Below are 14,370 nucleotides of genomic sequence, written 5' to 3'. Positions count from 1 at the left end.
ACTAATTAGATTTTGTTTTTATCGAATGGCAAACGATGCACAAATTGACCAGCACCGGCTTTCCCGAGAAACTCACCATTACATGCCACGACTTCTCCACGACTGATAGTCATGACGGGCCATCCGTTCACTTGGTGTGATTCATAAGGGGTATAGTCACTATTGTCATGTAGGTTTTCATGACTGATATGGACCTTAAGTTCCGGATTGAATAACACAATATCCGCATCGGAACCGGGTAGAAGGCAGCCTTTTTGTGGATAAAGGCCGAACAGTTTTGCAGGTTTAAAGCTAGTTATTTCAACGAATTTTTCTGGGGTAATTCTTCCCGACATCACTCCCTCTGAAAACAGCAGCGGCATACGGGTTTCAACTCCTGGCATGCCATTTGGGCAAACAGAAAAGTCATCATTACCTGATACTTTTTGCTCTTTATAGGAAAAAGCACAGTGGTCAGTCGCAACCGTATCTATGCTGCCATCTTCGACGCCTTGCCAGAGTTTCTCTAGCTCAGCCTTGGGCCTAAGTGGTGGGCTCATTAAATATTTAGCACCATCCTCATTTTCATAAAGCTTGTCATCAAGAAGTAGGTATTGTGGGCACGTTTCGCTCCATACTGCTTGCTGATTCTGCTTTGCCAAGCGGATATAATCCAGCCCTAGACCATTGGAGAGATGAACAATATAAAGCGGCGCATCATCGGCAAGTTTTGCCAAATTAATCATCCGAGCAATCGCTTCAGCTTCACACTCTAATGGACGACTGATCGCATGATATTTAGCTGAGGTTTTACCTGCTTTTATTAGTTGGCTGCGTTTTAAAGCGATAGCCGCATCATTTTCGGGATGCACAGCAGTTAAGGCTTGAACTTGGTTGAGGCGATTAAGGGCCTGCAAGGCACCCGTGTCATCGAGCTTATAATTATAAGTCAGATAAAGTTTAAAACTTGAGATCCCCTCACGATGTACCATGGCATGCATATCTTCGATAACTTCATCATTGATATGTTGGATCACCCCATGAAAGCTGTAATCGATTACCGCCTTGTCTTTAGCAAACCCTTTATAGACCTTAAGCTGGTGAAAAAGATCGCAACCTTTCGGTCCAAAGCCCATATGATCGATAATCATGGTGGTGCCACCGCAGGCCGCAGAGCGAGTCCCGGTATAAAAATCATCGACACTACGAGCGATGCCCACATCGATATTAAAATGGGTGTGTACATCGATACCACCAGGCATCACATAAAGACCTGATGCGTCTATAACCTCGGTATCAACGGGGTAATCAGTGATCACCTTGTCGACGGCTGCAATTTTGCCATCAATAATGAGCAGTTGTTGCTGTGACTGTTTCTGGGCGTCGACAAGGGTGCCGTTAATAATGAGTGTAGATTTTGACCCCATGATGTGCTCCTGAAACTAAAATAATGTTTAAATAAATAGTGTTGAAAAAGTACTTAAAGAGTAAGTAAAACTATGAAAAAGATGAATAAAACAAAAAGTGTTGCTACTGAAAAAAAAGAAAATGCTTGAATCAGATCAGGGTAAAGAGTGGTGGAAATCACCCTAAGGGCTGGGAGTTGGCCCTCAGGGTGCAGTCTTATTACTTCTTAAGCTGAGCTAGATACATCTGTGGGATCACTGCGTACATTGCAGCACAAGTCACAAGGTGATCTTTCCAAGTCTTCTCGTTTGGTGCGTGAGCCTCTGGCTCTTTACCAGGACCGAAACCGATCACTGGGATACCGTGACGACCCATGATAGATACGCCGTTAGTAGAGAAAGTCCACTTATCAACAGTAGGCTTCTTGTCAAATAGCAGTTCAAAAGACGCTTCTAGTGTCTTAGTTGCAACATGCTCTTCTTCAATCTTCCAAGTTGGGAAGTAACACTCAGTTGGGTAAACAAGACCGGTGTAAGCAGGACGGTTGTATTCGTACATAGATACAACACCACCCGCTTTCTTAACAGCAGGTAGAGCGCGAATTTCATCTAGTGCGCCTTCCCAAGTTTCGCCCCAAGTAAGACGACGGTCGATAGACACTGCACAGCTATCTGCAACAGCACAACGGCTTGGAGAGGTGTAGAAGATTTCAGATACAGTCAATGTACCTTTACCTAGGAAAGCATCATCGCCTAAGTTGCCAGCTAACTGCTCAAGTTCACCAAGGATGTGGCCCATTTTGAAGATAGCGTTGTCGCCACGCTCAGGAGCACTGCCGTGACAGCTGATCCCTGGAACGTCGATACGGATTTCCATACGACCACGTTGACCGCGGTAGATTTGACAATCAGTTGGCTCAGTAGAAACGACGAACTCTGGACGGATCTTGCTTTCTTCAATAATGTACTGCCAGCAAAGACCATCACAATCTTCTTCCTGAACGGTACCAGTCACAAGTAGTGTGTACTCATCTTCAAGACCTAGGTCCTTGATGATCTTACCTGCATAAACCATTGAAGCCATACCACCAGACTGGTCTGAAGTACCGCGACCACCGATCACTTCATCATCTTCCATACCTAAGTAAGGATCAAAATCCCAGTTATCTAGGTTGCCCACACCAACAGTATCGATGTGTGCATCCATAGCGATAAGGTGTGGACCGTGACCAACGTAACCTAGTACGTTGCCCATTGGATCGATTTCAACTTTGTCGAAACCCACTTTTTCCATCTCTTCTTTAATACGTAAAACAACTTTCTCTTCGTCACAGCTTTCGCTTGGAATAGCGATCATGTCACGTAGGAATTTAGTCATATCAGCTTTGTATGATTCTGCTTTTGCTAATACTTCATTGAAAGGAATTGCCATTATATTTCTCCTTCAACAGCGCCTTTAAAACGCTGGGAATAGTAATGTGTGAACGTCCTAAGCCTGAGTTCTTGACAAGATGACTATGGGGTTCACATTGGGTTATTTAGCTGTTGTTGGGTACTTACCTTCCCAAACAACTTCTCTATAATTCTTGGCGTCAGTATCACCCTCGGTGTTAATAAGCAGCACCACAGAGTCTTTGTTCAAACCGACCTTTTTCATCAGAACATCTTTATCTTCATGGAAGTGGATGGCAGCTAACATACCTAAGCCGACCGCACCAGATTCACCTGATATGATTCGAGGGTCATTCCCTAGTGGATTACCGAGAACGCGCATACCTAAAGCAGCAACCTCATCATCACATGAGACAAACTGAGTAGTGCAATCACGCATTACAGGCCAGCCAATCGTCGTAGGCTCACCACAGGCAAGTCCAGCCATAATGGTATCTAGATCACCATCGACATTAACGATCTCGCCTTTTTCGGTGAGGCTTGAGCGATACATGCAGTCCGCCTTAGCAGGCTCAACGATGATTGAATGTAGGTTATCGGCACCGTAAACATTGGTGAGGTAACCTAATGCGCCACTTGCCAGAGCTCCAACACCCGCCTGAAGTAGCACATGGGTCGGTGCTTTAACGCTATGTTCTTCCAGTTGCATCACTGCCTCAATTACCATCGCAGTGTATCCCTGAGAGATCCAAGTCGGGATCTCTTCATAGCCTTCCCAGGCTGTATCTTGAATAACTTTCCAGCCATTTTCGTTGGCTGTTTTTAGCACTAAACGCACGGTATCGTCATAGTTCATATCAGTAACAATACATTCGGCGCCGAGTGCTTTAATGTTATTGACACGCTCTTCGGCTGAACCTTTTGGCATATAAACAACGGCGTTTTGACCTAGCTTCTTAGCAGCCCATGCAACACCACGACCATGGTTTCCATCAGTCGCTGTGGCAAAGGTCATCTTCTCTGTGATCTCATTTTTTAGCTTGTCAAAATCAAATGCATTGATATCAAGCTTGAACTTATCGCAAAGTAGAAGTGCAATAGCATAGGCACCACCCAACATTTTGAAAGCATTCAGACCAAAGCGGTGTGATTCATCTTTAACTAAGATCTTACCGATACCAAACTCTTCGGCTAGACAATCAAGAGACAAAAGGGGTGTTGGCTTATAGCCATCAATACTGCTATGAAAAGCAAGGGCTTTTTTCGCTTCTTCAACAGTAAAAAGAGGAGACAGTTGACCATTGAAATGACGGTTATCAGCTATCTCCATATTAAGAGAGAATGTAGACACGGGCATACCTCACAAACGAAACTGATAGAGGGGCAGAACCTGCCCCCGATACTCTTGCTTGAAACAAGAGTCAGAAGAACTTAGAGTGAGGTTATTTCACTCGTTTTTTGTCATCATCAAGTAGCTGCTGCAGGATAGTTCCTGGGTTAGCATACTTGCGGTTAAGGATCATAGAAGCGATGATATATGGCTTCCAGCTTGCTTCTTTGTAAGTTGCGATACGGTACTTTTCAAATACTGCCTCTTCAACTTCACCTTCTTTACAAGAAACACCTGTGATATCAGCAGGTAGACAATGCATGTATAGTGCTTCGCCTTTCTTGGTCTTCTTCATCATCTCTTCGGTACAATGCCAATCTTTGTGCTTAGCATTTTGTGCAAGACACTCTTGCTCTAATGATTTAAGACCAGCTTCGTCATTGGCACGTAAAAGTTCTGTACGCTTGCCCATAACCTGGTAAGGAGCCCAAGACTTAGGGTAAACGATGTCAGCGCCTTCAAACGCTTCTGCCATTGTGTCTACTTGAGTGAAGCTACCACCAGATGCAACTGCATTTTTCTTCGCTTCTTCAACAACTTCAGGGATTAAGTCATAACCTTCTGGGTGAGCAAGAGTTACGTCCATACCGAAGCGAGTCATAAGACCGATGATGCCTTGTGGTACTGAAAGTGGCTTACCGTAGCTTGGAGAGTATGCCCAAGTCATAGCAATCTTCTTACCTTTAAGCTCTTTAAGGTCACCAAAGTGCTCTTCAAGCCAAGCTAGATCTGCCATTGACTGAGTAGGGTGATCAATGTCACACTGCAGGTTAATTAGTGCTGGGCGACTTGGCAGTACGCCTTCTTTAACACCGTCATCTAGTGCTTCACCCACTTCACGCATGTAAGCGTTACCCGCACCTAAGTACATGTCATCACGGATACCGATTGCATCGGCACAGAATGAGATCATGTTGGCCGTTTCACGTACTGTTTCACCGTGAGCAATTTGAGACTTACCTTCATCTAAATCTTGTTGAGCAAGACCTAGCATGTTGATAGCTGAAGCGTACGAGAAACGAGTACGAGTTGAGTTATCTCTAAATAGTGAGATGCCAAGACCATTGTTAAATACGTTGGTTGCAATATTTTCTGCACGCATAGTCTTTAACACTTTAGCAGTCTTAAGAACGCGTTCTAGCTCGGCAGGAGTTTGCTCCCAGGTCAACAGAAAGTCTTTTTGATCTAACTGAGATTCAAGTTCATTGATTTCCTTGATAAGGCTATTGATGCTTTTCATTATTATTCCTATTGCTGTATTTTTGTCATTTGTGCTTATAGATAAGGAGCGGTTTACTGGAATTTTAGAAAGGTAATTCTAGTTACTTATCGATAAAGCAAATAGGGTGCCAAAAATTAAACGCAAGCATAACCAACTGTTAATTAAGGCCTTTTGTTATTTGCGCAGAAAATAGCGAGAGAAAAACAGGGGGAGACTACTATCATTGATAGCGATGAGAATGATAGTCAGCATTAAGAAATTATCATTCTGATATGCTTATGTGACTTGGCTAACATTACAGCGCAAAGAAAAAACTACACATATCAAACTTATTCTAGGTCACAACAAATAAGGAGCAAATCATTAATATAGATAGCCCTATAAATAAAAATAAGAACACAGCATTGAATACTACCTATATGTCTGAATTAATGAGGCTTCAGCCGACTATAATACAATTCACGGAGAAACTATCCACGGTGCTGCAGCTCGATGCTGAAGTCGTAGATGCTGATCTTGTGCGTATTGCGGGTACTGGTCCCTACAATAAGTCTTTAGGTAAAAAGCTCAATAATAGCTCGCGGATTTTCAGATATATTATTGAAACTAAGCAGAGCAAAGTGGTGGTAAAAACGCGTTCAGATCCTATATGTGAAGGCTGTTCCAACCATGATAATTGCCGCGAAACCGCCTTTCTTGGCGTACCTATTATGCTCGATGACCGCTGCATAGGGGTGGTCAGCTTGGTGGCGTTTAATCAAGAGTCTGGTGACAGAATTAAAAATAATATTCAGCTGTTTCTTGATTATATTGAGCATATTTCCCAGCTCGTTGTTATCAAAGTTTCTGAGGCGAAGAAGAATGGATCTAATCTCGATGAGGTTTTTTCTAACCTGATCAACAATATGGATCAAGGTGTACTGGTACTTGACGATGCTAACCGTGTACTTCATGGTAATCCTCAAGCTTTGGACATATTGAATATCAGTCACAGTGAACTAGCGCTTATTGAAGTCAATATCCAGCCCTTATTACCCCATAACAATAAATTAAAAGGACCGGAGCAACACATAGTCACCTTAGGTGAATGCCAAGAGTTAGTGGTTGGTCAATTTCATGTTATCGCCAATAAACAGCTGTTTTTGATGTCCTTCCATCAACCCAACACCTCTATCACTGCCGATGACACACCAGCGAGTCCATTTTCCAATATTATTGGTGAATCGAATAAGATGCTGCAATTGAAAACCTTAATTGCGCGGGTCGCTAAGAGTCCATCGAGTATCTTAATCAGTGGTGAGAGTGGCACCGGTAAAGAGGTGTTTGCCCAGGCTATCCATAAATACAGTGATCGCAGTGAACAGAATTTTGTCGCTATTAACTGTGCTGCCATTCCAGAGCAATTACTTGAAAGTGAGCTGTTTGGTTATGTAAAAGGTGCCTTTACCGGCGCGCTTACCAAGGGCAAGGTTGGCTTAATTCAGGCGGCCAACAATGGCACTCTGTTCCTTGATGAAATTGGCGATATGTCGATGACACTGCAGTCTAAGTTGCTACGAGTGCTAGAGGAAAGAGAGGTGATGCCACTGGGTTCTAATGCCTCTACCCCTGTAAATATTCGTATTATTTCAGCCACTAACCGCAACTTCGCCGAGATGATAGCTGCAAATGAATTTCGTGAAGATCTCTATTATCGCCTCAATGTGATCCCGCTATATTTACCCGCTCTACGAGAGCGAGAAGGCGATATCGAACTGCTAGTCTATTACTTCCTCGACAGGCACTCTCAGGCTATAGGTACCTGTTATCCAGGTATTACAGAGGAGGTGATTAATAGCCTTAATGCTTACCACTGGCCGGGAAATATTCGCGAGCTAAGCAACCTCGTTGAATATCTAGTGAACATCGTCCCCAGTGGCGACCAAATTGATATCGACTTATTGCCGCCCTATTTTGATACTCCACAAGAGAGCTGCACACCTATGGTGAGTATTAATGATGATAACGTGAGTCTTGAGGAGATGGAGAGAATTAAAATTGAAGATAGCATCAATAGATTAGGGAACCGCAAGCTAGTAGCAAAAGAGCTAGGCATTGGCGTCGCTACCCTATACAGAAAGTTAAAAAAATATCGCCTATCTTGCTAATTTTTAATTAATTTCTCAAGGTACTTGGAGTCTATCGGAACGAAAAGTTACTATAGAATTCAAGTACCTCTTTAACCGTTGCTTCCATCGCCATTCTACCTCTATCTCCCACCAACTCTTGCCAATACATTTGGTGATACTATCGAATTAAAATCAAAGTGTCAGAAAAAGAAAAACCCAATCAAATGACTGGGTTTAGGTTACTTATACTAGTTAATCTTACATAACTATAATAACTGGGATCTAGAACGGGATATCGTCGTCCCAGCCATCATCCAAATCTGGAGTGAAGTTCTGCTGTGGCTGCGGAGCTGGGCGCTGTTGTGGCGCTTGCTGCGGAGCTGGAGCTGATTGTGGCTTAGGTGCATAACCACCTTGCTGAGGCGCTTGCTGCTGTGGTTGCTGTTGGTAACCACCTTGCTGAGCTGGAGCCTGTTGTGGCTTAGGTGCATAGCCGCCCTGCTGCTGAGGAGCTTGTTGCGGCTTAGGAGCATAACCACCTTGTTGCTGTTGTGGCTGCTGACCATAACCTGAGTTACCACCTTGTGCTGGTGCACCAGCATTTTGGTTACGGCTACCCAGCATCTGCATGCTGCCACTTTGATCGACAACGACTTCAGTGCTGTAACGATCTTGACCACTTTGGTCTTTCCACTTACGAGTCTGTAGCTTGCCTTCAAGGTAAACTTGAGAGCCTTTACGTAAATACTCACCAGTGATTTCAGCTAGTTTGCCGAACATCACAACACGGTGCCATTCAGTACGCTCTTGCTGCTGACCTTGTTGGTCTTTCCAAGACTCACTTGTCGCCACGGTAATATTGGCTACGGCATTGCCGTTAGGCATATAACGTACTTCAGGATCTTGTCCTAAATTACCGACCAAAATTACTTTATTGACACCACGACTAGCCATTGAAATCTCCTGGAACGTATATTAAATTTTACCTAATCGACAGAGCCTAACACAGCTCTGGCTTCTCTCAAATCGAAATGGTCATCTACTTTTAAATAAGCCACTTTTTCTTCGAGTACAACGATAGCTTCTGACACGCCCGCTAACGCCGACAACTCAGTAGCCATGGTCACTGCACTCTGTTTATCGGTCACATTCGCTTCCAATGTGTAACTCTTGAGTAGCACAGGATTTTTCATGCCGAAGGTCAGTAAAAACCACAGGCACATTAAGCCTAATGCAACCGCAAAGACTCCTGATGCACCGACCAGCTGATAGGCGCCACCGCCCAATAAACCACCACAAAACGCACCTAAGAATTGGCTCGTCGAATAAACGCCCATTGCAGAGCCTTTATCACCAACGGGACAAAACTTAGCAATCAAACTTGGTAATGAAGCTTCTAGGTAGTTAAAGCCGGTAAAGAACAGCACCACGGCAATGCTCAATACTACTAAATTATTGGCAAACATCGCCATCGAGCCCAGTGCAACCATCATAATAATGAGGGCAACTTGAAACATGCCTTTAGTATTATTGCGTTTAACCCCAATAATAATCAGCGGCACCATCAAGAAAAATGCCCCCATAAAGGCAGGGAAATAGAGCATCCAGTGCTCTTCTTTCGGTAGGCCTGCATCGACTAAATCTAGGGGAAGCGCCACAAAGACGGCCGTCAGCACTAAGTGTAAAATAAAAATTCCGGCGTCGAGTCTAAATAGCTGCGGGTCAAGCAACATACGTTTAAGCTTTTCAGGCGCGGCGACCGTATCCCCCTTTGGGGCCTGACCGACAGGAGTCGGCACTAACAGCTGTACTATCAACATCCCTAGCAATGCCAGTCCGGCCGTCATAAAGAACAGCCCCGACAAGCCTAAGTGCTGCGCCACAATGGGTCCAACTAACAACGACAAGGCAAACGAGAAACCGATACACATACCGATAATTGCCATCACCTTGGTACGTTGCTCATCGCGAGTTAAATCTGCCGCTAGCGCAAGAACAGCTGCAGCAATTGCCCCCATGCCTTGCAGAGCTCGACCAGCAACAACGCCATAAATCGTCTCAGCATTGGCGGCGACTAAACTGCCTAAGGCAAAAATCAATAATCCTGTGAGAATGATTGGCTTACGGCCAAATTTATCAGATAAGATCCCCATCGGGATTTGTAGAATCGCTTGGGTTAAGCCATATGCGCCGATGGCGATACCCACCCATAAAGGTGAAAAACCTTCTAAGTGCTGCCCGTAAAGTGCAAATACAGGCATGATCATAAACAAGCCCATCATTCGCAGCCCAAATACACTGGCTAAAGAAAATGCGACCTTTTTCTCAGTCTTGGAAAGTCCCTGGTTGGCCATGCCCCGCCCTGATCTGTGAACTTGAAATAAGTCGCGCAGTTTATCACGAAGTTTTTCAATAGCCCAAAAGTAAAAATAAAAGATGCAAAGTTAAACCATGTTATATGTTTGCCTCTCTTCAAGGTCGCAATATCACAGGGATTAAGGTCTGTACAGAAGCGAGCTCTTGATTATCACCTACAATTGATAACCAGTTCTGTCTGTTTCCTGTGGCGATTTTGTGAGATACTTAACCACTTTTTTCGGCTTTGAGATCTGAACGCTAGATGGAATATATTGAAGTTCGTGGTGCTCGTACCCACAATCTTAAAAACATCAACCTGACTATTCCTCGTAACAAGCTAATTGTTATCACTGGACTATCTGGGTCAGGCAAATCTTCTCTTGCTTTTGATACGCTATACGCTGAAGGGCAACGACGTTATGTCGAGTCATTATCAGCTTATGCGCGTCAATTCTTAAGCTTGATGGAAAAGCCTGATGTTGACCATATTGAAGGTTTAAGCCCTGCAATTTCTATCGAGCAGAAGTCCACATCTCATAACCCGCGTTCAACTGTGGGTACCATTACTGAAATCTACGATTACTTAAGACTGCTGTTTGCCCGTGTAGGTGAACCGCGTTGTCCGACTCATGGCAAACCGCTAGCGGCACAGACCATCAGCCAGATGGTTGATAAGGTACTAGAACTGCCTGAGGGCAGCCGTCAGATGCTATTAGCTCCTGTCGTTAATAACCGAAAAGGCGAACATGTAAAGCTATTAGAGAGTCTATCCGCACAGGGCTATATTCGCGCTCGAATCGATGGTGAAGTATGGGACTTAACCGATCCACCGGAACTTGATCTGCATGTAAAGCATACTATCGAAGTGGTGGTCGACCGCTTTAAAGTACGTGAAGACATGAAGCAACGTTTAGCCGAGTCATTTGAAACTGCGCTCGAACTGTCTGGCGGCATAGCCACGATTACCAGCATGGAACCCGTCGAAGGTAAAGCTAAGCCAGAAGAGCAAGTTTTCTCGGCTAACTTCGCCTGCCCAGTCTGTGGCTATTCAATGGCCGAGCTTGAACCAAGGATCTTCTCATTTAATAATCCAGCAGGTGCTTGCCAAACGTGTGACGGTCTTGGGGTACAGCAATTTTTCGATCCTGAGCGGGTGATCACTAATACTGAATTATCACTCGCTGGCGGCGCGATCCGTGGTTGGGATCGACGTAATTTTTATTATTTCCAAATGCTTACCTCATTAGCCGATCACTACAAATTTGATATCGAAAAGCCATTCGAACAGCTAAGTGATGAAGCACGCAAAATCGTGCTTTATGGTTCAGGTAATCAGAGCATCGCGTTTAAATACATTAACGACCGTGGTGACGTTGTTGTCAGAAACCATCCCTTCGAAGGGATCTTAAACAACATGGACAGGCGCTATCGCGAAACCGAATCCAATGCAGTCCGTGAAGAGCTAACCAAGTTTATCAACACTCAGTCGTGTCAAAGCTGCGGTGGCTCTCGTCTGCGTGAAGAGGCCCGTAACGTATTTATTGAAGAGCTTAATCTCCCAGTATTGACCCAATGGTCTATCGGTGAAGCCGCACAATACTTCGAGCAACTCGAACTCACGGGCCAACGTGCGCAGATAGCCGATAAGATCTTAAAAGAGGTACGGGATCGTCTTGGCTTCTTAGTTAATGTCGGTTTGAACTACTTAAGCTTATCACGCTCTGCCGATACCCTCTCTGGTGGTGAAGCCCAGCGTATTCGCCTAGCCAGCCAGATTGGAGCAGGCCTTGTTGGCGTGATGTATGTACTCGATGAACCCTCAATTGGCTTGCATCAGCGCGATAATGAACGCTTACTACAAACCCTTATCCATCTGCGTGATTTAGGTAATACGGTGATCGTAGTTGAGCACGATGAGGACGCGATTCGCATGGCGGACCACGTTATCGATATCGGCCCCGGCGCTGGCGTTCATGGCGGCCAAGTTATCGGTGAAGGGACCCTGCAAGACCTGCTCGACTGTAAAGAGTCGATCACAGGTCAGTATCTGTCGGGTGAAAAGCAAATTCACATCAAGACTGAGCGTACTCAATACGATCCAAACAAGCTGATAGAGCTATTTGGGGCATCGGGAAATAACCTTAAAGATGTCGATCTGCAAATTCCTGTGGGCTTGTTCACCTGTATCACTGGCGTCTCAGGGTCTGGTAAGTCGACACTGATCAATGACACCTTCTACAAGATTGCTCATATGCAGTTAAATGGTGCAACGGTTGATGAACCTTCTCCTTATAAGAAAGTGGTCGGCATGGACCATTGCGATAAGGTGGTCGATATCGATCAGAGCCCGATTGGCCGTACACCACGCTCAAATCCCGCCACCTATACTGGCATTTTCACACCAATTCGTGAGTTGTTCGCCGCAACCCAAGAGTCGCGAACCCGCGGTTACCAACCGGGCCGTTTCTCATTTAACGTCAAAGGCGGACGCTGTGAGGCTTGCCAGGGTGATGGTTTAATCAAGGTGGAAATGCACTTTCTACCCGATGTGTATGTGCCATGTGACAGCTGTAAGGGTCAGCGCTATAACCGCGAAACCTTAGATGTACGCTTTAAGGGCAAGAACATCCACGAAGTGCTGCAGATGACTGTTGAAGAAGCGCGTCCGTTCTTCGATGCGATTCCTGCCGTGGCTCGAAAATTACAGACCTTAATGGATGTGGGTCTGTCTTATATCCGCTTGGGTCAAAGTGCGACGACCCTATCGGGCGGTGAAGCGCAGCGAGTTAAACTTGCCAAGGAACTCTCTAAGCGTGATACCGGTAAAACCTTGTATATTCTTGATGAACCTACAACCGGATTGCATTTTGCCGATATCCAACTGTTATTGGATGTGTTGCATCGCCTCAAATCACACGGCAACACTATCGTAGTGATTGAGCATAACTTAGATGTAATAAAGACGGCAGATTGGATTATCGATCTCGGTCCAGAGGGGGGTTCTGGTGGCGGTACGATTTTGGTTGCAGGTACACCTGAAGAGGTTGCAGAGCATACCGAGTCGCATACAGCACGCTTCTTAAAGCCACTTTTAAGCAAAGCATAGAGCCAGTTAGAAACTCGATGCACTTTAGAAACCTCTTCTTAAGCACAAGCCTAGTGATGATGCTAGGCTTGCTGCTTATCGCCGTATTCGATCCCCTCATAGGTAATGGTAAGCCAGTCAAGGCCAGAGTGATTAGCAGTGATGATGAGTCAAGTACCATAGCCCTACCCGATGGCAGTGTCGCTTGCCTAACCGTTGGTAATTTAAAAAAAGACTCACGGGTACAAGTCACAGCCAAACAGCGACTGTTTTCACAGATCCCAGTTTATAAGCTCAAGGAGAACAAACCTACAGCTCAACAGCAAACGAGCATGAGGTGAGCAAAATATAATCGCCAAACAGGAAGTAAGGCGCTAATCTCATTAAAAGGGGTTCAATACCATTCAAAGGGCATAATAACAAAAGGCAAAATGGATGCTGCGTTTACTGTTAATTACAACGGCTTTACTAGGCTCTTCAGTACTGACTTCCTGCGCAACTCGCCCTCATTGCGATAAGGAGCCCGCAATCTACTGGGCCGATGTCAGCACCATTACAGCCGATCTACAGGCCCTAAGCTCGCCCCGCTTACAGGGACGCAAAACAGGAACCGAGGGCGCCGCCCTAACCCGAGAGTTTCTGCAGCAACGCTTCGAGCAAATAGGACTCCTCCCCTGGCAAGGTCAATATCAACACCCTTTTAGCTACCGCCGTTCATTCAGTGATAGAGTGGGGATCAATATGGTCGCAATGCTCCCTGCAAAACAGGAAACCCAAAGTTGGCGCGTCATCATAGCCCATTACGATCATCTTGGAGGCAGCGACAGGCGTTATTATCCCGGCGCCGATGATAATGCTTCGGGCATCGCTGGATTACTGCAATTAGCCCAATTTGCGAAAGAGCAAGGTAGCAAATTCAATCTGCTATTTGTTGCTACCGATGCCGAGGAGCCTGGGCTTTACGGTGGGTACGCACTCATAGATGCACTTAAGCTTGCAAGCACAACGCCCAATATCGAGCAGGTAGAGCTGGCGATAAACCTCGATATGATCGGCAGACCCGACCGAACTGGCGCCCTCTACATTGAGGGGGCAAGGCGCTTCGGTTCCTTCTCTGAGATGCGAAAGTCAATCAGGCAAGATAACCAGATCTGCATTCGCACTCAGCAACCTAAAGCCTTCGACGGCTCAGTCATCTCTATCGACTTTTTACGCGCCTCCGATCATTACCCTTTCCATCAAGCAGGCATTCCTTGGCTCTATTTTGGCGTACCAATCCATAGGGATTACCACCAAACAACCGACACTGCAGATAAAATAGATATTAACTTTCTTGCTGCTGTAAGCGAATCAGCCTACCAACTGCTAAAAATAGACAGCTTACTGCTACAATAACATCACAAAAATGGACAATCAGTTACTTTTTAAAC

The 14,370-nt window shown here is 45.2% G+C and carries 10 protein-coding genes; 4 read left to right on the top strand and 6 right to left on the bottom strand.

Annotated features, from left to right (window positions below):
* Positions 1-5: 5 nt before the first annotated feature.
* The 4 genes from hydA to ygeW all read right to left on the bottom strand — a co-directional run bounded on the left by hydA (position 6) and on the right by ygeW (position 5,407).
* The gene (gene hydA / locus SHAL_RS03270) at positions 6-1,406 is read right to left on the bottom strand and encodes a dihydropyrimidinase (RefSeq protein ID WP_012275767.1); all 1,401 of its coding nucleotides are present in this window, start codon (positions 1,404-1,406) and stop codon (positions 6-8) included.
* Between the two features lie 199 nt (positions 1,407-1,605).
* Complete coding sequence (locus SHAL_RS03265; RefSeq protein ID WP_012275766.1) at positions 1,606-2,817, bottom strand: YgeY family selenium metabolism-linked hydrolase; 1,212 nt, start codon at positions 2,815-2,817, stop codon at positions 1,606-1,608.
* Between the two features lie 102 nt (positions 2,818-2,919).
* On the bottom strand, positions 2,920-4,134 hold the full coding sequence (dpaL, locus tag SHAL_RS03260; protein WP_012275765.1) for a diaminopropionate ammonia-lyase: 1,215 nt from the start codon (positions 4,132-4,134) through the stop codon (positions 2,920-2,922).
* Between the two features lie 85 nt (positions 4,135-4,219).
* On the bottom strand, positions 4,220-5,407 hold the full coding sequence (ygeW, locus tag SHAL_RS03255; protein ID WP_012275764.1) for a knotted carbamoyltransferase YgeW: 1,188 nt from the start codon (positions 5,405-5,407) through the stop codon (positions 4,220-4,222).
* A 461-nt stretch (positions 5,408-5,868) separates the two neighbouring features.
* On the opposite strand from ygeW, the gene SHAL_RS23600 reads away from it, so the two are divergent.
* On the top strand, positions 5,869-7,536 hold the full coding sequence (locus SHAL_RS23600) for a sigma 54-interacting transcriptional regulator (protein WP_012275763.1): 1,668 nt from the start codon (positions 5,869-5,871) through the stop codon (positions 7,534-7,536).
* A 243-nt stretch (positions 7,537-7,779) separates the two neighbouring features.
* On the opposite strand, the gene ssb is transcribed toward SHAL_RS23600, so the two are convergent.
* Complete coding sequence (gene ssb / locus SHAL_RS03245) at positions 7,780-8,451, bottom strand: single-stranded DNA-binding protein (protein WP_012275762.1); 672 nt, start codon at positions 8,449-8,451, stop codon at positions 7,780-7,782.
* Positions 8,452-8,483: 32 nt separating this feature from the next.
* Positions 8,484-9,851, bottom strand: coding sequence for an MFS transporter (locus tag SHAL_RS03240; RefSeq protein WP_012275761.1), 1,368 nt, complete (start codon positions 9,849-9,851; stop codon positions 8,484-8,486).
* 266 nt (positions 9,852-10,117) lie between these two features.
* On the opposite strand from SHAL_RS03240, the gene uvrA reads away from it, so the two are divergent.
* The 3 genes from uvrA to SHAL_RS03225 all read left to right on the top strand — a co-directional run bounded on the left by uvrA (position 10,118) and on the right by SHAL_RS03225 (position 14,335).
* Positions 10,118-12,961, top strand: a complete 2,844-nt coding sequence (gene uvrA / locus SHAL_RS03235) for an excinuclease ABC subunit UvrA (protein WP_012275760.1) — start codon at positions 10,118-10,120, stop codon at positions 12,959-12,961.
* 17 nt (positions 12,962-12,978) lie between these two features.
* On the top strand, positions 12,979-13,281 hold the full coding sequence (locus tag SHAL_RS03230; RefSeq protein WP_049763867.1) for a hypothetical protein: 303 nt from the start codon (positions 12,979-12,981) through the stop codon (positions 13,279-13,281).
* A gap of 94 nt (positions 13,282-13,375) precedes the next feature.
* Positions 13,376-14,335 carry a M28 family peptidase gene (locus SHAL_RS03225; protein WP_012275758.1) on the top strand — a complete coding sequence of 320 codons (960 nt, stop codon included), beginning with the start codon at positions 13,376-13,378 and terminating at the stop codon, positions 14,333-14,335.
* Positions 14,336-14,370 lie beyond the last annotated feature (35 nt).

Source organism: Shewanella halifaxensis HAW-EB4 (assembly GCF_000019185.1).
Classification (GTDB): domain Bacteria; phylum Pseudomonadota; class Gammaproteobacteria; order Enterobacterales; family Shewanellaceae; genus Shewanella; species Shewanella halifaxensis.
The sequence above is the reverse complement of the archived record's forward strand: the minus strand, read 5'-3'. Positions and strand labels throughout refer to the sequence as shown.

Bases quoted from the DNA above. Each gene is read 5' to 3' on its own strand.
- ygeW (WP_012275764.1), bottom strand. From the start codon at position 5,407: ATGAAAAGCATCAATAGCCTTATCAAGGAAATCAATGAACTTGAATCT.
- hydA (WP_012275767.1), bottom strand. From the start codon at position 1,406: ATGGGGTCAAAATCTACACTCATTATTAACGGCACCCTTGTCGACGCC.
- SHAL_RS03240 (WP_012275761.1), bottom strand. From the start codon at position 9,851: ATGGCCAACCAGGGACTTTCCAAGACTGAGAAAAAGGTCGCATTTTCT.
- dpaL (WP_012275765.1), bottom strand. From the start codon at position 4,134: ATGCCCGTGTCTACATTCTCTCTTAATATGGAGATAGCTGATAACCGT.
- SHAL_RS03265 (WP_012275766.1), bottom strand. From the start codon at position 2,817: ATGGCAATTCCTTTCAATGAAGTATTAGCAAAAGCAGAATCATACAAA.
- SHAL_RS03225 (WP_012275758.1), top strand. From the start codon at position 13,376: ATGCTGCGTTTACTGTTAATTACAACGGCTTTACTAGGCTCTTCAGTA.
- ssb (WP_012275762.1), bottom strand. From the start codon at position 8,451: ATGGCTAGTCGTGGTGTCAATAAAGTAATTTTGGTCGGTAATTTAGGA.
- SHAL_RS03230 (WP_049763867.1), top strand. From the start codon at position 12,979: ATGCACTTTAGAAACCTCTTCTTAAGCACAAGCCTAGTGATGATGCTA.
- uvrA (WP_012275760.1), top strand. From the start codon at position 10,118: ATGGAATATATTGAAGTTCGTGGTGCTCGTACCCACAATCTTAAAAAC.